This window comes from Bartonella sp. HY038, from assembly GCF_014117425.1.
In the GTDB taxonomy this organism is placed as follows: domain Bacteria; phylum Pseudomonadota; class Alphaproteobacteria; order Rhizobiales; family Rhizobiaceae; genus HY038.
This window is the reverse complement of the sequence record NZ_CP059725.1, coordinates 492,536-512,908: the sequence shown is the minus strand read 5'-3', so window position 1 is coordinate 512,908 and position 20,373 is coordinate 492,536. Positions and strand designations below refer to the sequence as shown.

The 20,373-nt window shown below is 41.2% G+C and carries 17 protein-coding genes; 8 read left to right on the top strand and 9 right to left on the bottom strand.

The features are described from left to right. Window positions 1-36 precede the first annotated feature (36 nt). The 4 genes from H3299_RS02105 to tsaD all read right to left on the bottom strand — a co-directional run bounded on the left by H3299_RS02105 (window position 37) and on the right by tsaD (window position 3,046). Window positions 37-465: an EVE domain-containing protein gene (locus H3299_RS02105; protein WP_182418690.1), complete on the bottom strand. Its 429-nt coding sequence runs from the start codon at window positions 463-465 to the stop codon at window positions 37-39. A gap of 116 nt (window positions 466-581) precedes the next feature. Then, complete coding sequence (locus H3299_RS02100; protein WP_182418689.1) at window positions 582-872, bottom strand: YciI-like protein; 291 nt, start codon at window positions 870-872, stop codon at window positions 582-584. Window positions 873-876: 4 nt separating this feature from the next. After that, window positions 877-1,905: an NAD(P)H-dependent glycerol-3-phosphate dehydrogenase gene (locus H3299_RS02095; protein ID WP_182418688.1), complete on the bottom strand. Its 1,029-nt coding sequence runs from the start codon at window positions 1,903-1,905 to the stop codon at window positions 877-879. Window positions 1,906-1,966: 61 nt separating this feature from the next. After that, a complete protein-coding gene (gene tsaD / locus H3299_RS02090) occupies window positions 1,967-3,046 on the bottom strand; it encodes a tRNA (adenosine(37)-N6)-threonylcarbamoyltransferase complex transferase subunit TsaD (RefSeq protein WP_182418687.1) in 1,080 nt (359 codons plus the stop codon). Window positions 3,047-3,268: 222 nt separating this feature from the next. Between tsaD and hemC the strand changes: the two genes are divergently transcribed. The 4 genes from hemC to H3299_RS02070 all read left to right on the top strand — a co-directional run bounded on the left by hemC (window position 3,269) and on the right by H3299_RS02070 (window position 8,654). Beyond that, entirely contained in the window at window positions 3,269-4,195 is a 927-nt protein-coding gene (gene hemC / locus H3299_RS02085; protein WP_182418686.1) for a hydroxymethylbilane synthase, read from the top strand. A gap of 17 nt (window positions 4,196-4,212) precedes the next feature. Next, window positions 4,213-4,923 carry a uroporphyrinogen-III synthase gene (locus tag H3299_RS02080; protein WP_182418685.1) on the top strand — a complete coding sequence of 237 codons (711 nt, stop codon included), beginning with the start codon at window positions 4,213-4,215 and terminating at the stop codon, window positions 4,921-4,923. Between the two features lie 381 nt (window positions 4,924-5,304). Further along, window positions 5,305-6,903 (top strand): hypothetical protein, encoded by a 1,599-nt coding sequence (locus tag H3299_RS02075; protein ID WP_182418684.1) that lies wholly within the window; start codon window positions 5,305-5,307, stop codon window positions 6,901-6,903. Next, window positions 6,900-8,654: a heme biosynthesis protein HemY gene (locus H3299_RS02070; protein ID WP_182418683.1), complete on the top strand. Its 1,755-nt coding sequence runs from the start codon at window positions 6,900-6,902 to the stop codon at window positions 8,652-8,654. Before H3299_RS02075 ends, H3299_RS02070 begins: the two co-directional genes overlap by 4 nt. Before the next feature lie 211 nt (window positions 8,655-8,865). On the opposite strand, the gene gdhA is transcribed toward H3299_RS02070, so the two are convergent. Next, window positions 8,866-10,218 carry an NADP-specific glutamate dehydrogenase gene (gene gdhA, locus H3299_RS02065; protein ID WP_182418682.1) on the bottom strand — a complete coding sequence of 451 codons (1,353 nt, stop codon included), beginning with the start codon at window positions 10,216-10,218 and terminating at the stop codon, window positions 8,866-8,868. Between the two features lie 604 nt (window positions 10,219-10,822). Here gdhA and H3299_RS02060 point away from each other — a divergent pair. Continuing rightward, window positions 10,823-12,238: a DHA2 family efflux MFS transporter permease subunit gene (locus H3299_RS02060; protein ID WP_182418681.1), complete on the top strand. Its 1,416-nt coding sequence runs from the start codon at window positions 10,823-10,825 to the stop codon at window positions 12,236-12,238. Between the two features lie 25 nt (window positions 12,239-12,263). Here the strand turns inward: H3299_RS02060 and H3299_RS02055 are convergent, their stop codons facing one another. Continuing rightward, entirely contained in the window at window positions 12,264-12,665 is a 402-nt protein-coding gene (locus tag H3299_RS02055) for a hypothetical protein (protein WP_182418680.1), read from the bottom strand. A 269-nt stretch (window positions 12,666-12,934) separates the two neighbouring features. Between H3299_RS02055 and thiD the strand changes: the two genes are divergently transcribed. Beyond that, entirely contained in the window at window positions 12,935-13,735 is an 801-nt protein-coding gene (thiD, locus tag H3299_RS02050; RefSeq protein ID WP_182418679.1) for a bifunctional hydroxymethylpyrimidine kinase/phosphomethylpyrimidine kinase, read from the top strand. Between the two features lie 741 nt (window positions 13,736-14,476). Next, window positions 14,477-15,394, top strand: a complete 918-nt coding sequence (locus H3299_RS02045; protein WP_182418678.1) for an RNA polymerase factor sigma-32 — start codon at window positions 14,477-14,479, stop codon at window positions 15,392-15,394. A 318-nt stretch (window positions 15,395-15,712) separates the two neighbouring features. On the opposite strand, the gene H3299_RS02040 is transcribed toward H3299_RS02045, so the two are convergent. From H3299_RS02040 to H3299_RS02030, 3 genes are all read right to left on the bottom strand, one after another. Then, window positions 15,713-16,411, bottom strand: a complete 699-nt coding sequence (locus tag H3299_RS02040) for a tetratricopeptide repeat protein (RefSeq protein WP_182418677.1) — start codon at window positions 16,409-16,411, stop codon at window positions 15,713-15,715. Between the two features lie 631 nt (window positions 16,412-17,042). After that, a complete protein-coding gene (gene lepA, locus H3299_RS02035) occupies window positions 17,043-18,851 on the bottom strand; it encodes a translation elongation factor 4 (protein ID WP_182418676.1) in 1,809 nt (602 codons plus the stop codon). A gap of 290 nt (window positions 18,852-19,141) precedes the next feature. Further along, window positions 19,142-19,591 (bottom strand): hypothetical protein, encoded by a 450-nt coding sequence (locus H3299_RS02030; RefSeq protein ID WP_182418675.1) that lies wholly within the window; start codon window positions 19,589-19,591, stop codon window positions 19,142-19,144. Window positions 19,592-19,768: 177 nt separating this feature from the next. Here H3299_RS02030 and H3299_RS02025 point away from each other — a divergent pair, with 177 nt between their 5' ends. Next, window positions 19,769-20,260, top strand: a complete 492-nt coding sequence (locus H3299_RS02025) for a lipopolysaccharide assembly protein LapB (protein ID WP_182418674.1) — start codon at window positions 19,769-19,771, stop codon at window positions 20,258-20,260. Window positions 20,261-20,373: the final 113 nt, after the last annotated feature.

Below are 20,373 nucleotides of genomic sequence, written 5' to 3'. Positions count from 1 at the left end.
TCAAATCAAAGAGCGAATATATAGGGTGCTTATCGCTTATTGTGGGGCAGGTTCAAGGCCGCCCATGCGGCAAACCTCAAGCCACTCATCTTCACGCACCGGTTGCACCGATAGGCGCATAGACGTAACCAGTGCCATATTTTCAAGCTTAGGATTAGCCTTAACCGCTTTTAGCGTCACCGGCTTTGGCATATCGCAAACAGCTTTAATATCAACACATTCCCAACGCGGATCATCGCTTGTTGTATCATGATGGGCGAGCGCGCATATTTCAACAATACCAACAACTTCTAACCCCTCATTAGAATGGTAGAAAAACGCCTTATCGCCAAGTTGCATGGCGCGCATATTATTGCGGGCAAGATAATTGCGCACGCCGTCCCATTGCTCGCCTTCTTCGCCTTTTGCCTTTTGCATCTCCCATGACCATTTGAATGGTTCTGATTTAAAAAGCCAATATGCCATATGCCTGCCTTTAGAAAAATAAATAGTGGAAAATCAATAGTGGAAAATAAAAGCCGGCAGTCTTTGTTGCCAATAATTGCCGGCTTATTTTAACAAAATAAGTTTAGGGTTCTGCCTTAACTATTTTCAGGATTGTTAATTGCCCAGCGCCAAGGACGAACCTGTGCATCGGCAAAAAGATTGGCTAATGCATAAGGATCATTTTTCATGATTTTTTCAGCCTCAGCTATATCAGCAGCTTCCACCACCACAAGGCTTCCAACGCCATTGCCTTCATGATCTAAAAAAGGTCCTGCAAATTTTAGCGTGTCACCAAGGCTCGTCAAATATTCAAGATGTTTTGGGCGAACCTCTTGACGCTTTTCAACATGGTCAGGCTTATCATTCGCAATAATTGCATAAAGCATTTTATTAATCCTCAAATTTAAGTGGCCGTGAAATTAAACCATCCATTGCTTCATCAATACTAATACGCTTATCAATTAAGGCGGCTATTGCATCAATAATTGGCGCGTCAATATCATTGTCCTTGCATAGCTTAGCAGCAATTGGCGCGGTGGCAACCCCTTCGGCTAAAGGTAAATGATCAAGGCTTAACCCCTGCCCCATCGCAAGCCCATAAGAATAATTGCGCGATTGGGGGCTTGATGCGGTTAGCATTAAATCACCAAGTACCGATAGACCCATCATGGTTTCAGCCTTACCGCCCAATTTTGTTGCAATGCGCCGCATTTCGGCAAAGCCACGCGTTACCAATGCAGCTTGCGCACTTGCACCAAGACCGCGCCCAGTGGTAACCCCTGCCCCCAAGGCAAGCACATTTTTTAACGCGCCACCAATTTCAACGCCGATTAAATCATGCGATGCGTAACAGCGAAAACGCGCCCCAGAAAAAACATGCACTAAATTTTTAGCAAGGTCGGCATTGGTGGCGGCAATGGTAACGGCGGTTGGTAGGCCTTTGGCAACATCGGCGGCAAAACTTGGGCCAGATAAGGCGGCAATTGGATGATCTTTGCCTAAAATATCACTTGCAACATCAGACATGAAGCGCCCTGTTGCCCGCTCAATACCCTTGGCGCATAAAACCATGGGTATATTTTCTTTAATATCGCTCGCAATATCGCTTAAAAATGCACCAAAGGCTTGCGCTGGTATAACCCCTAACAAAATTTCGCCATGGGCAACTGCTGCTTTAACATCAGTGGTGGCAATAATTGTCTTAGGTAATTTTATATCGGGCAAATATTCACTATTTTGTTGTTTAAGATTAATATCATCAACCATTGCTGTGGAGCGCGCATAAAGGCGCACATCATGGCCTTGATTTGCCGCCATAGTGGCTAAGGCTGTGCCCCATGCACCACCACCCAAAACAGTAATTTTTTTATGCGCCACCTTATTGCTTAAATCACTTTTTGCTTGCGATTTAACATCCATATTAATGCCCCTTATTTTTGCGCCTTATAGTTTTGCGGCTTATGCTTTTGCGCTTTATGCTTTATGCTTTTGCGCCACGCCTCCCAGCACCAATTAATGGCTCTGCCTTTTGGTCAAGCGGCCAACGTGAACGCGGCGCAATCTCTAACGGATCAAACAGCTTTTCTGCGGCACGCTCTGCCCCCGCCCATGCTATCATTGCTGCATTATCAGTGCAAAGACTAATTGGCGGCGCAATAAATTCAAAGCCCTTGGCAGCGCAAGTTTTTTCTAGCATGGTGCGGATAGCCTTATTGGCTGCAACACCGCCGGCAACTACTAATTCTGGGTTGTCTAACTCTGGATAGGTTTCCAAAAAACGTTCAAGGGCGCGGCCAACACGGTCTGCTAAAGTATCAGTAACTGCAAGCTGAAATGCTGCACAAATATCAGCAACATCCTTATCACTTAACGGCGCCATTTGCGTTGCCGCTTTTCGCACCGCCGTTTTTAAGCCGGAAAAAGAAAAATCAAGCCGCTTTTCACCTTTTAACGGGCGCGGCAGGTTTAAACGCGCGCTATCGCCGCTAAAAGCGGCTTTTTCAACCGCTGGCCCACCAGGGTAATCAAGACCCAATAATTTTGCGGTTTTATCAAAAGCTTCACCAAGCGCATCATCAATCGTGGTGCCAAGGCGCTCATAATCACCAAGGCCTTTAACCAAAATCATTTGGGTATGGCCACCAGAAACAAGCAGCAATAAGTAAGGAAAGCTTAAATTATTGGTAAGGCGCGCGGTCAAGGCATGCCCTTCAAGGTGGTTAACCGCGATAAATGGTTTATTAGCAGCAAGGGCAATGGCTTTTGCAGTCATTAACCCGACAATCAAACCACCAATCAAACCCGGCCCAGATGTTGCTGCCACCGCGTCAATATCATCTAATCGAAGGCCTGCTTCATCAAGCGCCTTTTTGACTAAACCATCCAAAACGTCGACATGGGCGCGCGCTGCTATTTCAGGCACCACACCACCATAGGGGGCATGTTCCTCAATCTGGCTGAAAACGATGTTTGAAAGAATTTCACCACTGCCATCTTCATTTCTTAACACAACCGCAGCAGCAGTTTCATCACAACTGGTTTCAATACCAAGCACTCGCATTTAAGGATTAACCTTTCAAAAATAAAAAAATGGCTACAGATTTCTTGTTATTTATGCAATAAGTTTAAAATAGCCAATGAGCGATTAACAATATTTGCTAAATAAATAATTTATCAATATTTGACCGCTTGATAAAATGCGCTAACTGTTTAATTTTATGCATTTTTATGTAAAACTAATTATTAGTTCTGCTAACATATGCTATAACACGGATAAAATAAGATGCAAACACCTCTTCTAAAAATAGGCACAAGAGCAAGCGAATTAGCATTGGCTCAAGCCCATGAGGTGCGCGATCGTTTGGTGCTTGCCCATAATCTTAACCAACAAGCAATTGAAATAGTGCCCATGTCCACCAAGGGCGACCGCGTGCAAAACCGCGCTTTATCGGAAATTGGTGGCAAAGGGCTTTTTACTGAGGAAATTGAAACCGCCCTAACCAATAAAGAGATTGACCTTGCGGTGCATTCCACCAAGGACATGCCAACCATTTTGCCTGATGGTCTTTATCTTTCCGCTTATTTAAAGCGTGAAGATCCGCGCGATGCCTTTATCAGCCATAAGGTTAAAAACTTTATGGATCTAGCGCAAGGGGCAATTGTTGGCTCATCTTCGCTGCGCCGCCAAGCAATGATTCGTCGCTTGCGCCCAGATCTTGAAGTGGTGATGTTTCGCGGCAATGTGCAAACAAGGCTTAAAAAATTACAAGATGGCGTTGCCGACGCTACCTTTTTAGCGGTTGCTGGCCTTAACCGTTTGGGGCTTTCCCATGTGATTAGTGAAATTGTTGATGAGCGTTATTTTGTGCCTGCGCCCGGCCAAGGTGCCATTGTTATTGAAAGCCGCAAGGGTGACATAAAAACCGATCAACTTGTTGCGCCGCTACGTGATGAAACCACCCATTTAGAACTTGCAGCAGAACGGCAATTTTTAAAAAGTCTTGATGGTTCATGCCGCACGCCACTTGGTGGCCTTGCGCGGGTTAAAGATGGCGTTTTGCACTTTCATGGCATGGTGGCAACGCCCGATGGCAAAGAGTTTTTTGAAGTTAAAATTGCCGGCAATCCCCAAGATGGCGGATTAATTGGTGAAGAAGCCGCAATGGAACTTAAAAAAAATGCTGGCGAAAAGTTTTTTAGTAGCTGGTAGGAATGGGATAGTAAAATATGGTGCAAGGTGGTGATAAGGCTAGCAAAACTATTCTAGTAACGCGCCCCATCGAAAACAGCCAAAAAACGCAAGAATATATTTTAGCAAAAGGCTTTAACACGATTATTGCGCCTTTATCTCGGCTTGAGCCTTGTAATTTTATACTGCCCGAGGATTTATCACAATTTGATGGCCTATGCGCATCAAGCGCAGCGGCATTTTTAGCTACAAGCCATCAAAATGATCCAAAACTTGAAATTATAAAAGAATTACCCCTTTTTTGCGTTGGTAGCAAAACAGCAAAAGCTGCGCAAAATGCTGGTTTTCGCCATGTAGCTGCTATTGCCCAAGATGCAGATCAGCTTGTTTCATTGCTAAAATCCAGCAATTATCAGCATTTTTTATATCTTGCCGGCAAACAACGCCGCCCTGTTTTGGAAGATGGCTTAACCGCGCAAGGCCGGCTTGTTACCACGATTGAAACCTATGAAGCCTTTGCAATGACACCAAATAAAGAAAAAATCGCAAAATCAATGCAATTTGATGCGGTTTTGCTTTATTCAACCCTTGGATTAAATGGCCTTGAAGTCCTTGATGGCCATTTTAATCATGCAACAAAATTTTTATGCTTATCAAAGCGCATTGCACAAAGCCTGCCTCAAAAATATCAACCACAAGCAATTATTGCCAGTGAGCCAACCGAGGAAAACCTATTAAAACTTTTATAAAAGCCGCTATAATTTTAACCCAATAGAGCGTTTTTCCAAAAAGTGTGAAGCGGTTTTCGGGCAAAAAACGCGGTGTAAACTATGGATTAGAGCGCATATCTGATCCAATCAAATCAAAATGCGCTCTCATCAAAAAATGCTCAAAGGATTTAAACTCTTTTTTCATTTTGCTCGAATAAATGTTATGGTACAAAAATTAAGAATGTTTAATCAACCATAGTTTGGCAAAAGCTTGGTGAAAGCATGTGACTTGATGTAATTTTCTTGATCTTGTGTGAAAATAACGCAATAAGTTAGATATATTTTAAAATGACTACGATATATTTTAATTTGTGTTACATGAACCAATAGCAGTCTATAGCCGCGAAAATGTGAGGAATTATGGCCAGAGCAGATAAAAAACGTCATTCAGGCACAACCCGTAAACCCGCCGCAATAGATCATGAGCCTTTGCCCAAAGGCTCACAAAATGTGCCTGATGCCGAGCCAGTCGCCATGGCACAATTGACAGCGCCAAAAGCGCAAAATAATCCCACACAAGATGCACCGCAAAAACAAACTGTGCAAGATAGTGGCAATAAACCTGCCCCTGCAAATGAAAAAATTGCGGCAATTGGTGGCAAAGATAATTCAACTGATAAAGATGATATGACTTCAAAACAAAATTCTACATCCAATATGACTTCAACACCAGATAGCGGCAAAAAAACCGGTAGTGGGCTTTTAGCCGGCGTTGCGGGCGGTGTTATCGCAATTGCATTGGCCGGTGCATTACAATTTAGCGGTGTTATTCCCCCGCTTTCCAATCATGGTCAAGCCGTGTCAACGGGCACCACTGTTGCAACCGCGCTTTCTGATAGCGTGCAAAAAGAATTGTCAGCATTAAAAGCTGAACTTTCCAAATTGAAAGAACAAGGCCAACAACAACTTAGCGATGCGAGCGATGCTATCAGCGTTGTTGATAAAAACCTTATTGAAAAGGCAACAAAAGCTGCAGATGATGCGCGCGCTACTGCTAATCAAGCCCAACAATCCTTAAGTGACATTCGTCAAAGCACAAGCAGTTTTGCAGCGCAATTTGATGGACTAAAAGCTGAAATCGTATCATTAAAAGAAAATTTAGCCCAAAACACACAAGCAACCATCAGCGCTGATGATCCGCAAATCCGCTCGCTTGAAGGCAAATTAAATGCGCTGGATGAAAGCCTTGCAAGCTTTAAAAATGCGACTGAACAACGGTTTAATGGCATTCAAAGTGACCTTGATAAGGCAAAGCAGCTTGAAAGCGCAGTTAGCCAAAACACCGCGAATATTGCCAAAAGCAACGCAACCCTCGATAGCCTTGCTGTTGAAGTTAAGAAAATTCCTGATCCCTTGGCAGAGCGCGCCAAAAGCATGACCACCCTTATTGCCGCCAATGCGCTAAAATCTGCGGTGGATCGCGGTGGTTCTTTTGTCAGTGAATTGGCAACCTTTGAAAGCCTTGCGCCTAAAGGTCTTGCCCTTGATGAATTGAAAAAATATTCCACCACCGGCATTGCTAGCAATGCCGCGTTAAGCGAAGAGTTTAGCAGCGTTGCCGATGCCATTGCTGCCACTGAAAACCAAGTTGGCAGTGACGCACATTTGGGGCAAAAAGCGTGGAGCTATGCCAAAGGATTTGTCGCTATTCGCCCTGTTGGTAATGTAGAGGGCGATAATGCTGGTGCAATTGCCGCAAGAATGGAAGTTGCAATTAAGGAAGCTGATTATAATCGCGCTTTAAGTGAATGGCAAAAACTGCCACAATCAGCCAAGGATATTTCAGCAAGCTTTATCAGCAAGCTAAAAGTGCGTAATGATATTGATCAACTGCTTGCACAATTGGTCAATTTAACCATTAATCCTGATGCAAAAACAACACCGCAAGCGCCTTCGCAGCCAATACCTGCTTCTTTACCACATGAAACTGCCCCTAACCATGGGGAGACACAACCATGATCCGCGCTATAGTCTATTTTCTCGTGCTGGTAGCGGCCGGCGCAGGTCTTGCATGGTTTGCCAATTATCACGGTGATGTGGTGATGGTCATTGCTGGCCAACGCATTGTAATGAGTGTATTTCATGCAACATGCGCATTCATTGCTGCGGTTATTATTTTATTGTTCATTTGGTGGATTATCAAATCAATTATAACTGCGCCTTTTGCCTTTAACCGCCACTTAAAAAACCGCAAGCGTGACCGTGGCTACCAAGCCCTTTCACAAGGTTTAATTGCGGTTATGTCTGGTGATGTTGCCAATGCACGCAAAATGCTAAAGCAAGGCAATAAGCTAATTGACGAAAATAAAGAGCCGCTTATTCTTTTGCTTGATGCACAAACCAAGCAACTTGAAGGCGACAATAAGGGCGCAATCGAAGTTTACGCCAAAATGCGCGAAAATCCCAATATGCGCTTGCTTGGTCTTAAAGGTCTTTATGCTGAAGCACTTAAAAGCAAAGCCTTTGATGCAGCCCACCAATATGCGGCAGAAGCTGCCCAGTTAAATGCCTCGCTAAAATGGGCAAACCGCGCTACCGTTGAGCAATTGAGCCTTGAAGGCGACTGGAAAGAAGCGCTTAGCCTATTTAACACTTATGAAAAAGCCGCCAAGAAAAATAAAACAGCCGCCAATGATCAAGACTTGCAACATATGCGGGTTGTGATGATGGCAGGCCAAGCCCAAGAAGGCTTTGAAACCTATCCTGATGAAGCCAAGCGCAATGCCTTAAAGGCAGTTAAACTTGAGCCTAATTTTGTGCCAGCGGTTAATATTGCCACGACCATTTTGTTTAAACTAGATGAAGTGCGCAAAGGCAGCAAGATGATTGAAAAATTATGGTCATCAACGCCCCATCCAGATCTTGCCTTGACTTATGTTAATGCTTACTTGGGTGCAAGTGCCTTGGATCGCTTTAAACGGGCGCAAAATCTTGCCCGTTTCAACCCAAAAAATCATGCCTCGTTAATGATTGTGGCACGCACGGCTTTAGAAGCCGGCGAGTTTGAATTGGCCCGTAAAAATGCTTTAATCATTGCCAAGGAAGCACCAACAGAAAGCACCTATCTCTTGCTTGCGGACATTGAAGCAGCGCAAAGCGGCAATGAGGGTAAAATGCGTGAGTGGTTGCAAATGGCCCTGCATGCCGAGCCTGATCCAGTATGGATTGTTGATGGCATGATGGTGCCGCAATGGGTTGCTATTTCACCGATAAGCGGTCAAATCGGCACTTGTGTTTGGACGCAACCAACCAAAAACACCCATCAAAATGCACTTGATATAGACCTATCAAATGATAGCACTATTTTACAACTTGAAGCGGTGGCACAAACGAGCGAGCCAAAGACGGAAACCAAGTTAAACGCCGATAAAGACGACATAAGCAAAGAGGTTGCTGATATTGCTAGTGCTGACCAAGCTCAGCCGCCTGCCAACAAACCTGAAACCAGTAAACCTGAAACCAGTAAAACTGAAACAATAGTGGTTAAAACGGCTAAGCCGAGTACAACCAATACAAGTACAGGCAAAACAAGTGCAACCAATGCTGGAAAACCAATGGCGGAAGAAAAGCCGAAAGTTGATACCGCGCCAGCTGCAGCAATAATCATTGATGCCGAGCCAATGGATGACAAGAAATTTGAAGATAAAAGCCATCCAAGCTTCAACCGGCTAAATGTTGATGATCCGGGTGTTGACCCTAAGGATAAATAAAAATAAAACCCGCTTAAGCAATTAAGCGGGTTTATTTTTGGGATAAAAGAAAAAAGTGTTCATAACAGATGTACAAAACACAAAATGAAAGCATTTGCACCCCGATATGAAGTGTAAGTGCTCTCGTTTCACATTCAAAAATAGTATCACTTAGATATCAGCCGATAGATTATTTAACAAATTAGCAACCGGCTAAATTTCAAAGCTGTTATCAGATGACGCCCATTGCTTTCATCGCTTCAGCAACCCGCACAAAGCCGGCAATATTGGCACCGGCAACATAGTCACCGGCAACGCCATATTCTTCAGCGGTTGATGCGCATAGATCATGAATATTATGCATAATTTCAGCTAAACGACTTTCAGTTTCCTCAAAAGTCCAGCTATCGCGTGAAGCGTTTTGCTGCATTTCAAGGGCAGAGGTTGCAACACCGCCGGCATTACAAGCTTTACCTGGAGCAAACAAAGTGCCCGCCTCAAGGAAAATATGCACCGCCTCGGCAGTTGATGGCATATTAGCACCTTCACCAACGGCAATAACGCCATTTTTAACCAAAGTGCGGGCGCTTTCGCCATTAAGCTCATTTTGGGTAGCTGATGGCATAGCAATTTCACATGGTACGTCCCAAATATTGCCACCCTCGACATAACGCGCATTGCCGCCCTTTAATTCAGGATAAAGCGAAATGCGGGCGCGGCGCTTTTCCTTGATTTCCTTAATAATATCAAGATCAACGCCTTCTTCATCATAAATATAGCCATTGGAATCAGAGCAAGCCACAACCTTACCGCCAAGCTCAATTAGTTTCTCCATGGTATAAATAGCAACATTGCCAGAGCCTGAAACAACGGCCTTGCGGCCTTCAAAACTCATGCCCTTGGTAGCAAGCATACGTTCAACAAAATACACCGCACCATAGCCGGTTGCTTCTGTGCGTGCTTGCGACCCACCATAAATAAGCCCCTTACCGGTGATGACACCTGCTTCATAGCGATTGGTAAGGCGCTTATATTGGCCAAACATATAGCCAATTTCGCGGCCGCCAACACCAATATCACCAGCCGGCACATCAACATATTCGCCAATATGGCGGTGCAATTCAGTCATGAAAGATTGGCAAAAGCGCATTATTTCACGGTCGCTACGGCCACGCGGATTAAAGTCTGATCCCCCCTTGCCGCCACCAATCGGCAAACCCGTCAAAGCATTTTTAAATGTTTGTTCAAAGCCTAAAAACTTAATAATGCCAACATTGACCGATGGATGAAAACGCAAACCACCCTTATAGGGTCCAAGGGCGGAGTTAAATTGCACGCGAAAACCACGATTAATTTGTACATCCCCGGCATCATCAATCCACGGCACGCGGAAAATAATTTGGCGTTCTGGCTCGCAAATGCGCTCAATCAATGCATTATCAGCATATTCTGGATGTTTAGCCACCACACGTTCCAAGCTGCCTAAAACCTCATCAACCGCCTGATGAAATTCTGGCTCACCGGCATTGCGCTTACGAACCACTTCCAAAACCTGTGCAAGTGTTTTATTTTCAGAAACCGACATTCAATCCTCCCAATGGGTTTTAATCGGGCGCGCATTAAGCACCCAAACTGATGATGAGATTATAGGAAAAAGCAGTAATTTACATAGACATTCAATTGTAATCGCGACAATTTTACTCTTCACCGCCAATTGTCATCAAATGGAATTTACAGATCAAAAATAAGCTAAAAGCTATAAACGACATTTGAAATTGGCCTGAATTGTATCATCATGCTAAATACTATTCTATAATTGTCAAGTTTTAAAAGTTGAATTTTCTGCCAATTATCTTCCTATTGACAATTAAAATAAGTCTAAAAAACATCGTAAAAACAATGTATTAAATCATACTTCTATAGAGAAGGCGTATATAGGTTTTTTGCAGTTTTACTTCACCTTTAAAAGAAATACCAATGCGTAAGATATGAGAACCATTGCGGTGATATATTTGCCGCCAATTTGAAACGTGTCGCACTATTTGCACTTATGCAAAAGAAAAACAGGCAAAAGGCAGGTTTATCCTTGCATTGTTTTAATATACGTTTTTATTGGGTTCATAATAATTCAATAAACCGCTAAAGATTTAACCCTAGTCTTTGAAGCGTATTAGATTTAGGTGCATCAAATGTCTGTGCAAAATAACGAGCCTCCAAGTGCTGCTCGCCTTACCGCCATTGCTTTATTGGTGGCGGGAACATTTTTTATGGAAAACCTTGATGCAACCATTATCACACCAACCATACCTGATATGGCCATTAGTTTTGGCACAAGATCGATTAATCTTAATATTGGTGTTAGCGCCTATATGCTAACTTTGGGAATTTTTATTCCGGCAAGCGGCTGGATTGCAGAGCGTTTTGGTGCAAGACGCATTTTTGCTTTTGCGATTGCACTTTTTACCTTTGCTTCGCTTTTATGTGGCTTTGCACAAAACTTGCCGCAATTTGTTATATTCCGCATCTTACAAGGTATTGGCGGCGCAATGATGGTTCCAGTTGGACGCTTTGTTGTTTTGCGCTTTACACCTAAAGAAAAGCTTATTCAAACCATTGCCATACTAACTTGGCCAGCATTGGTGGCCCCAGTATTAGGGCCGCCTATTGGCGGTTTCATTGCCGAGCATGTCGATTGGCGTTGGATTTTTTATATAAATATTCCCCTTGGTTTTATGGCTTTTGTCATGGCTTTATGGCTTATTCCTGCCGGCAAAACCAGCCATATTCCGCGTTTTGATTGGCTTGGCTTTTTTTACTCTGGCACAGCTTTATTTTGCTTGCTTTATGGTACGGAATTTGTCGGATATGAAGACGCCAACTTATCATTGATTGGTGGCATTTTCTTATTTGGTTGCATAATGCTTTTTATGGCAATTTATCATATGAAGCGCACTAAAAACCCAATGATAAATCTTGCCACCTTAAAAAATAAAACTTTTGCCGTTGCCATTTATGGCGGATCACTATTTCGCATTGGGGTTAGCGCCGTACCATTTTTGGTGCCACTTATGTTTCAAATTGGCTTTGGCTATGACTCCTTTTATGCGGGCATGATGCTGATGATTGTTTTTGCCGGCAATCTCATTATTAAACCACTTACCACGCCCATTTTAAAGCGCTTTGGCTTTCGCCCTGTTTTGATTGTAAATGGTCTTTTAAATGCGCTGTCGCTTTTTCTTTGTATTTTTATCGATCAGCATACGCCATTTATCATCACCGCGCTTATTTTATTTGCCGGCGGTGTCACCAGATCAATTCAATTTACCGCCTTAAATACGGTGGCCTTTGCCGATACCCCAACCAGTGACATGGCCAATGCAAATACGCTTTTTTCAACAGCCAATCAATTAAGCGTTGGTCTTGGCGTTGCCATTGGTGCAATTTCTTGGCGCATTGGCATTATGCTTGCACCAGAAAACGCCTTGCCTAGCATGCAATTTCATATTGCTTTTGTCATTATCGCCCTATTATCATTAATTGGCCTTTGGGACAGCGTGCGCCTTGCCAAGGATGCCGGCGCCCATGTTACTAGAAAAATAGGCTAATTTATTGAAAATAACTTGCCCATTCTTACTCTTTTTCCTTGGTTAAAAACTTGACCAAGCCAGATAAGTTGCGAGCCAAATGTTTAGGCATTTTTTTCAGCTCTTTTACGCTACCCCAAGGCGTAAATTCCAAAGCATATTTATTTTCATTAAATATACAAAATTTAGCTAAAACTATAATTTCCATTATATGAAGCGCAATTTCCAAATCATCAGCAAGATAAGCTTCATGAAGAACAATTTCCAATTCTTTTATTAGCGCATCAAACTCAGTGGAAAAAAAATTAAAGGAAACGTCACACAAATCTGAAAGGTAATAAAATTTTTCTGGTTCATTCTCTCTTTCGAGATAAGAGCCATTCCTTTCATGATAGGTGGAATAAAAACAATTCACACTCATTGTGTCACGTAATAAGACAAGTTGCATTTTTCAAACCTTATAAATTTAATTTTCTTTTAAAAATTTGTACAATAAAATTATAAATTTAATTTTTAAACAACCATTTTCAATCCATGGATTTTTAATTTACATCAATCATCAAGCCTATAATCAAAATTATCATTTTACTTGTAATTGTCACGATTTTTATATGAAATGATTAAAACACTTCGGGTAACTGCATTTATCTTGATTTAATTAATTTAGCTTAATAAGCTAAAATTATATTTTTTGATAATATCTATTGGTTAGAAAAAATGATCGCAAATGTCTTAAGTATTGCAGGCACTGACCCAAGCGGTGGCGCAGGCCTTCATGCAGATTTGAAAACATTTTCAGCTCTTGGCAGCTATGGCATGGCAGCCGTCACCGCAGTCGTTGCTCAAAATACGCGCGGGGTTAAATCATTTGTTGCGCTAGAGCCGCAATTTGTTGCCGACCAAATTGATGCGGTTTTTGAAGATATTCATGTTGACGCGGTAAAAATTGGGATGATTGCCAATATAAAAATTGGCGAAGCTATTATGGATCGCCTCAATTATCACAAGGCTAAAAATATTGTTTTAGATCCGGTTATGGTGTCTAAAAGCGGCGATTTGTTAATGAACAGTGATGCAGTTGATTTTATCCGTGACGTCATGGTGCCAAAAGCCGCCATTATAACCCCTAACTTGCTTGAAGGCGGTGTTCTTTTATCGATAAAGCCAGATTGGAGCGTTGAAAAAATGCAAGAGGTTGCCCCTGCCTTGATGGAGCTAGGTGCCGGCGCAGTGCTACTTAAAGGCGGTGCGTTAAAAGGCGTTAAAGCAAGCGACTTACTTTGCATCAATAATGAAACAATTTGGCTGGAAAAAAACCGCGTTGAAACCAAAAACGATCACGGTACCGGCTGCACCATATCAGCAGCAATTACCGCCTTATTACCAACCCACTCCCTTAAAGATGCGGTATTTAGCGCTAAAGACTATCTAACCCAAGCGCTTATTATGTCATCAAAGCTTGCTGTTGGTAAAGGCCATGGCCCAGTGCACCATTTTCATAATATTTGGAGCGAATAGGCAATTTTTGCGCGAATGTTCCCGTTGCATCTAAAAAGTGACAAAAGATAAAAGGCTGCTTTGGTTTAAAGACAGCCTTTATTTATTCTGCCCAATGAAACCCTGCCCAAGGTTAGGGCCCTAGTCTTAATTTTTTTGCAAAAGCCAAAGATTTACTATTCGATAAAATAGCCATTGGCAAAAATATAAACAATCCCCTAAAAGACGCGATTTGACGCGCATACCATCTGCTGGCAACCTTATTTATTTTCAATTTTTTCTTTGCCCCCTTGCCTACTTCAAATATATATTGATTATTCCTAATGTTTAATACTTGACTATTGTCAAAAAATTCTTGAATTTTGCCTTTTAACCTTAAAATGCAAGAAAAAAAATCGGCTATTCTTCAAAAAGAATCACATAACGGCCACTCAATTTGAATTTTTTCTGCCTTTATCCCCACCAAACACTGGAATAATTCTTGATAAACCCAAAATTAAATTGGGAATGCATTTTATAAAAATACTAAAAAAGTCAAGTATTTAAGTAAAATCCAATGCAACCATAGCAAGAAATTTTTTAAAATTTCAATTTAATATTTGCCGACTAATAGAATTTGAGTTAAACTTATAGTTGTAATAAATACACTTTAAAGTAGTATGCAACCAAATGATTAAATCAGCGTTATATATGTATCGGTACTATCAACGCTGGTTAAACAGCAGAATTCCCTAATGTTTGATAAGTTTATAAGGGGTTAAAATGCAACAAATTGTTACTAGGGATAAACCAACAGCAAGATTTCGTCCTGGAAAGGGTTACGCAACCATAAGTAGAGACATTGTCCAATGGGCTGTCAATGCGCCTTATCTTGAAAGGAGCCACGAACAGGCTTTGGCCGAAAAATGGAAGGCCACTCAGGATACGCAAGCCTTACATGATATTGGTTCTGCCCATATGCGTCTTGTTATTGCGACTGCCAACAAATTTAAACGTTTTAATTTACCGATGGCAGACCTTGTACAAGAAGGTTATATTGGCCTTTTGGAAGCGGCAACACGTTTTGATCCAGAACGTGAGGTGCGTTTTTCTACCTATGCAAGTTGGTGGATCCGCGCTTCTATTCAAGACTATATTCTTAAAAATTGGTCGATTGTGCGTGGTGGAACGAGCTCAGCACAAAAAGCCTTGTTTTTTAACTTGCGCCGTTTGCGCAACCAGCTTAGCGTTGAAGAAGCGCATTTAACCACTGATGAAGTTTATAAAAAACTATCAACCCATTTTGGCGTATCAGTTGGTGATGTTGCAACTATGGATATTCGGCTTTCTGCATCAGATAATTCGTTAAATGCAACAATCGGCAATGATGAGGATAGTACGGCAACCAAAATGGACCAATTGGTTGATTTAGCGCCCTTGCAAGATATGGTTGTAGCGGATGAAATTGATAATGATCGACGCAGCAAATGGCTAAATGAGGCGATGAGTAGCCTTAATGAGCGTGAATTGCTTATTATTAAAATGCGCCGCTTAAAAGAACAAGCTGCAACCCTTGAATATTTAGGCGAGCATCTTGGCATATCTAAAGAACGGGTGCGCCAAATTGAAAGCCGCGCCTTGGAAAAACTTCGCGCAGCCTTATTAAAGCAGCATGAGGAAGAAATTTTTACAAGCTGCTAAGCAATAGCCTGCTTGATAAGATTAATCACACCACATTTTGGAGCATATTTTTGTAATGGAGAACAGAAAATTGCAAAAAGCTTTCTATAACAAAGAGATTGCTCTAACATTTTATTAGGAAAAACATGTGATGCAAATAAATTAAATGGCGGCTACAAAAAGCTTGCCATTTTTATTTTATCCATACAAAAAATATTGCCGCATAATTGCCACAGGTAATTTTACAACAAATATTACTGATAGCAAAAACTATATTGGCAATGCCTCATGCAGCCATAAGTCATAAACTGCCGTTAATTTAAAATTATCAAAATTTCTCTATTTGATGCAATATTTGTCAAGTGATTTATTTGCAAGTTCATTACCTTGGCGTGCTGATAAAAACAGCCATTTTTGCGCTTCATTCTCATTTTTTTCTATTCCCTCGCCGCGCTCATACATTGTTCCTAACAAAAATTGGGCCTCGGCCTCCCCTAATTGAGCCGCTTTTTGAAACCATTCCAAAGCTTCACTATAATTTTGGTCTATTTCATTACCCATATAGTATATTCTACCGAGTATAACTTGCGCTATCCTATTTCCCTGACAAGCGGAAAGTGTAAACCATTTAATTGATTCATGTACGTCTTTCTTAACGACTACACCTTTAAGATAAGCCATTCCTAAATGGCATTGTGCATCATCATGTCCTTTTTTAGCCGCAAGCGCAAACCATCTAAAAGCTTCTTTTTTATCTAATCTTACCCCAAAACCGCTTAAATACATAAGCCCCATACTATACTGCGCATCGGTATAATTCTGATCTGCTGAAAGTTGAAACCACTTAAATGCTGCTAGGTAATTTCCGTTTTCATCCCTGCCCACGGCATATGCCTCGCCTAACCGAAATTGCGATAGAGCATCGCCTTTGTAAGCATTATACAATAGGATTAGAGTACCGACTTTTAATCCTTTAAAGGTCAAATAAAAAAATATTAGAAGAATACATATTATTAAAACTAAAGCATAATTGAGCATAGGAACCACTTAAAAAGATCTTAATAAAATTTATATGATTTTATCTTTATATTTAGCAAACCATCTCAAACACATTTAATCTAGGGGCAGGACCTATTAATTTAAAGAAACAAGCACAATAAACAGCAAAAATATACAAGGAGGAAAGCGAAAAGTGGGTGGTATACTGAAGTGAGCTTTACGACGCGGTAGATTACAGCTGTTTTTGTGTCCTTTCAGGATATGATAAATTTTCGCGATAACTTTGTCGAAGCCCCTTGAAAATATTTATATTTCCTGCGGTTCTTCTCCTTGTTCTCACAAAAATTTCCTCATACCATTTCGTTCAAATCAATAGGTCCTGCCCCTAAAATATTGAGCATTCTTTAATTAGAACGCATTTCGATCTGATTAGATCAAACCGGCGCTCTAATCCTTTTTTTACATAGCGTTTTTTGTCCAAAAACCGCTTCACACTTTTCGGAAAACGCTCTAAAGCCTGCAGCCTCATTCCTTATTATAATATTGATAAAAGTACGGCTATTCAATTTAAAAAACTATAGCGGGTTTAAAACATAATTACGCAATAAAAAAACGCTAAATAGCAACTTTGCCATTTAGCGTTTTAATGAATTTAGCAGAGACTAAAAGCCTAATTATCGCCCATTTTAAGCGCTTGGATAAAGGCTTCCTGAGGAATTTCCACCTTACCAAATTGGCGCATGCGTTTTTTTCCCTCTTTTTGCTTATCAAGCAATTTACGCTTACGGCTGACGTCACCACCATAACATTTAGCGGTCACATCTTTACGCAAAGCGCGAATTGTTTCACGAGCAATAATCTTGCCGCCAATTGCCGCTTGAATTGGGATTTGGAACATATGTTGCGGAATAAGGTCTTTTAGCTTTTCACACATGACGCGGCCACGCTTTTCAGCGGCGGTGCGGTGCACCAACATTGACAGCGCGTCCACTGGCTCAGCATTGACCAAAATCGACATTTTAACAAGGTCGCCCTCACGATAATCAGTAATTTGATAATCAAATGAAGCATAGCCCTTGGAAATAGACTTCAAGCGGTCGTAAAAATCAAAAACCACTTCATTTAGTGGCAAATCATAAGTGACCATAGCACGAGTGCCAACATAGGATAGGTCAACCTGAATACCGCGGCGATCTTGGCAAAGCTTTAAAATAGCGCCCAAATATTCATCTGGCGTTAAAATAGTTGCTTTAATCCAAGGCTCTTCAATCGAGGTAATCTTGATAATATCCGGCATATCAGCAGGATTGTGCAATTCCTTCTGGCTACCGTCTAGCATATTCATGCGGTAAACAACCGATGGCGCGGTGGCAATAAGATCAAGATTAAACTCACGCTCCAAACGCTCTTGGATAATTTCAAGATGAAGAAGCCCCAAGAAACCACAACGGAAACCAAAACCAAGTGCGGCGGATGTTTCCATTTCAAAGGAGAAGCTTGCATCATTAAGGCGTAATTTACCCATTGCGCCGCGCAAATCTTCAAAATCTGCCGCATCAACCGGGAATAGACCACAGAAAACAACGGGTTGCGCAGGTTTAAAGCCCGGTAGTGCATCTTCACAGGGGCGGCGATCTTCAGTAATGGTATCACCAACGCGCGTATCAGCAACTTCTTTGATGGACGCAGTGATAAAACCAATTTCACCCGGCCCCAATTCATCCATTGCCAACATTTTTGGGGTAAACACGCCCACACGCTCAACCGGATATTTTGCGCCAGTATCCATCATGCGGATAGTTTGACCTTTTTTCAAAACACCATCAATAACCCGCACAAGCACAATAACGCCAAGATAGGCATCATACCAGCTATCCACCAACATGGCTTTTAGCGGCTTGCTTGCATCGCCTTCCCGTGGGGGCGGTAATCTTGTTGCAATTGCTTCCAAAACATCGGCAATGCCAAGACCAGTTTTAGCAGAAATTTCCACCGCATCACTGGCATCAATGCCAATCACTTCTTCGATCTGCTCTTTAACGCGCTCTGGTTCAGCTGCGGGCAAATCAATCTTATTTAAAACAACGACCAATTCATGGTTATTATCAATGGCCTGATAAACATTAGCAAGGGTTTGCGCTTCCACGCCTTGTGAAGCATCAACGACTAAAAGCGAGCCTTCACAAGCCGATAATGAGCGCGATACCTCATAGGCGAAGTCAACGTGACCGGGCGTATCAATGAGATTGAAAACATAGTCTTCACCATTTTTGGCCTTATAATGCAAACGCACGGTTTGCGCCTTAATGGTAATGCCACGCTCGCGCTCGATATCCATAGAATCAAGCACCTGATCCTTCATCTCGCGCGTATCCAGACCGCCAGTCAATTGAATGAGGCGGTCGGCCAATGTTGATTTGCCGTGGTCGATATGCGCCACGATGGAAAAATTTCGAATATGGTCAAGTTTTGTCGTCATAGAAGCGATTTAGCAGGTGTTAACAATAAAGGCAAAGCCCTTCTTAGCAAGTTGGGCATAGATTTGCAGCTTTTCACAGCTTGCTTGCTAAAATATTATGATTTTTAGGCAAGAACATGCAAAACCCCATAAATATTATCAAACAAGCATTAAGCCAATGGCTGCCATTACGCTCTGGCTGATTTGCCAATATAGTTACCCTACATCTAATATCAGATTCTGTAAGATCAATTTCTTAAAATTTTAGTTACTTGCAAAAAGGTTGGTTGTCATGACCTCAAACAGAAATACTATTTTTTTAAATAGTCAACCCAAGCATCACTATAATTAAAAATTTCAATTTCATTTAATGATTTACTATTTTCAATTATGCTTTCACATTTAATCGTTACATTTCCTGTCAAATTAATCATTTTTTTTAAAATATTATCTAAAGCAGTTGTAAAGACGCTAATTTCTGTAAAACTTATCAACCAAGATGCTAATTTAGCGTCTAATTTTTCTATTGGATAACAATTTATATAGTAAAAAATAGTATTTTTTACATTGTTTGATTTTAAATAATCATTGCCAATCCGGTAGATTAAATGATTTTCAATATTATTTTGTATAAATTCCTTTAATCCATCATAACCCTTCTTATTTTCAATTTCCAACACCTGATCTCCCATTTCGTCGTTATCCCATAAGCCAAGAAATGGTTCTATTATTTGGAAAAAAATTTCTTCGTAAATAATCATTTTTAATTCCTTGTTATAGATTTGGAAAAAGCGCAACTCATTGCACCGCGATATATTTGCAGTTAGATAAGTTAACAATACCTAAAAACTGAGGGTTTAGGGCATAAATGCATATAAATTAAACTTTGCTGCAAAGCTGTAACCCAGTTGGTGTATAATTTTTAAGGAGGAAATGTCATGGCATTTGAAAAAGATATTGCGGATCAGGCTTTTATGAAACGGGAATACGGCTTCCTGATAGAATATTGTCAAAAAGCTATTGGAGAAGACCCTTCAGATTATCAGCCACACGTTAGCATTTCGGATGCTTTCAGCATGTTGAAGATGTATCAAAATGCAATCGACCATGAAAAAATAGCGCTGACATTGCTAAAAGATAATCAACTAAAGGAGAGATATGGAATCTTATATGGTCTTGGTACAGATTATATGAATACTGGATTACTTGATGAAGCCAAATTAGCCTTTATTGAAATTGAAAAAGAACCTTATTTTCAAATAGATTCATATTTTATTCAGCTAGCTATTGCAATCAAACAGGCTAAAATATTGGAGGCTGAACGGCTATTTAAATTGCTGCCTGATGATTTTGTGCGCCATTATATTATAGGCCGCCCTTATACTGATAAAGCCATTTTGCGGCAGGAAATTGACAAATTGAAAGACTAGGTTCAAGCCCCTAGAGGTTTGAAACGTGCAAGGTTTTGTAAAGGTTCGGGCCAATAAAAATACTCTAACGCAATTACTGGATTAATGTAATTTTCTATATTAAATAAAACCTG

Bases quoted from the DNA above. Each gene is read 5' to 3' on its own strand.
- tsaD (WP_182418687.1), bottom strand. From the start codon at position 3,046: ATGCGAGTGCTTGGTATTGAAACCAGTTGTGATGAAACTGCTGCTGCG.
- H3299_RS02080 (WP_182418685.1), top strand. From the start codon at position 4,213: ATGGTGCAAGGTGGTGATAAGGCTAGCAAAACTATTCTAGTAACGCGC.
- H3299_RS02070 (WP_182418683.1), top strand. From the start codon at position 6,900: ATGATCCGCGCTATAGTCTATTTTCTCGTGCTGGTAGCGGCCGGCGCA.
- H3299_RS02100 (WP_182418689.1), bottom strand. From the start codon at position 872: ATGCTTTATGCAATTATTGCGAATGATAAGCCTGACCATGTTGAAAAG.
- H3299_RS02040 (WP_182418677.1), bottom strand. From the start codon at position 16,411: ATGCTCAATTATGCTTTAGTTTTAATAATATGTATTCTTCTAATATTT.
- H3299_RS02060 (WP_182418681.1), top strand. From the start codon at position 10,823: ATGTCTGTGCAAAATAACGAGCCTCCAAGTGCTGCTCGCCTTACCGCC.
- H3299_RS02075 (WP_182418684.1), top strand. From the start codon at position 5,305: ATGGCCAGAGCAGATAAAAAACGTCATTCAGGCACAACCCGTAAACCC.
- lepA (WP_182418676.1), bottom strand. From the start codon at position 18,851: ATGACGACAAAACTTGACCATATTCGAAATTTTTCCATCGTGGCGCAT.
- H3299_RS02025 (WP_182418674.1), top strand. From the start codon at position 19,769: ATGGCATTTGAAAAAGATATTGCGGATCAGGCTTTTATGAAACGGGAA.
- gdhA (WP_182418682.1), bottom strand. From the start codon at position 10,218: ATGTCGGTTTCTGAAAATAAAACACTTGCACAGGTTTTGGAAGTGGTT.
- H3299_RS02045 (WP_182418678.1), top strand. From the start codon at position 14,477: ATGCAACAAATTGTTACTAGGGATAAACCAACAGCAAGATTTCGTCCT.
- H3299_RS02055 (WP_182418680.1), bottom strand. From the start codon at position 12,665: ATGCAACTTGTCTTATTACGTGACACAATGAGTGTGAATTGTTTTTAT.
- H3299_RS02105 (WP_182418690.1), bottom strand. From the start codon at position 465: ATGGCATATTGGCTTTTTAAATCAGAACCATTCAAATGGTCATGGGAG.
- hemC (WP_182418686.1), top strand. From the start codon at position 3,269: ATGCAAACACCTCTTCTAAAAATAGGCACAAGAGCAAGCGAATTAGCA.
- H3299_RS02030 (WP_182418675.1), bottom strand. From the start codon at position 19,591: ATGATTATTTACGAAGAAATTTTTTTCCAAATAATAGAACCATTTCTT.
- H3299_RS02095 (WP_182418688.1), bottom strand. From the start codon at position 1,905: ATGGATGTTAAATCGCAAGCAAAAAGTGATTTAAGCAATAAGGTGGCG.
- thiD (WP_182418679.1), top strand. From the start codon at position 12,935: ATGATCGCAAATGTCTTAAGTATTGCAGGCACTGACCCAAGCGGTGGC.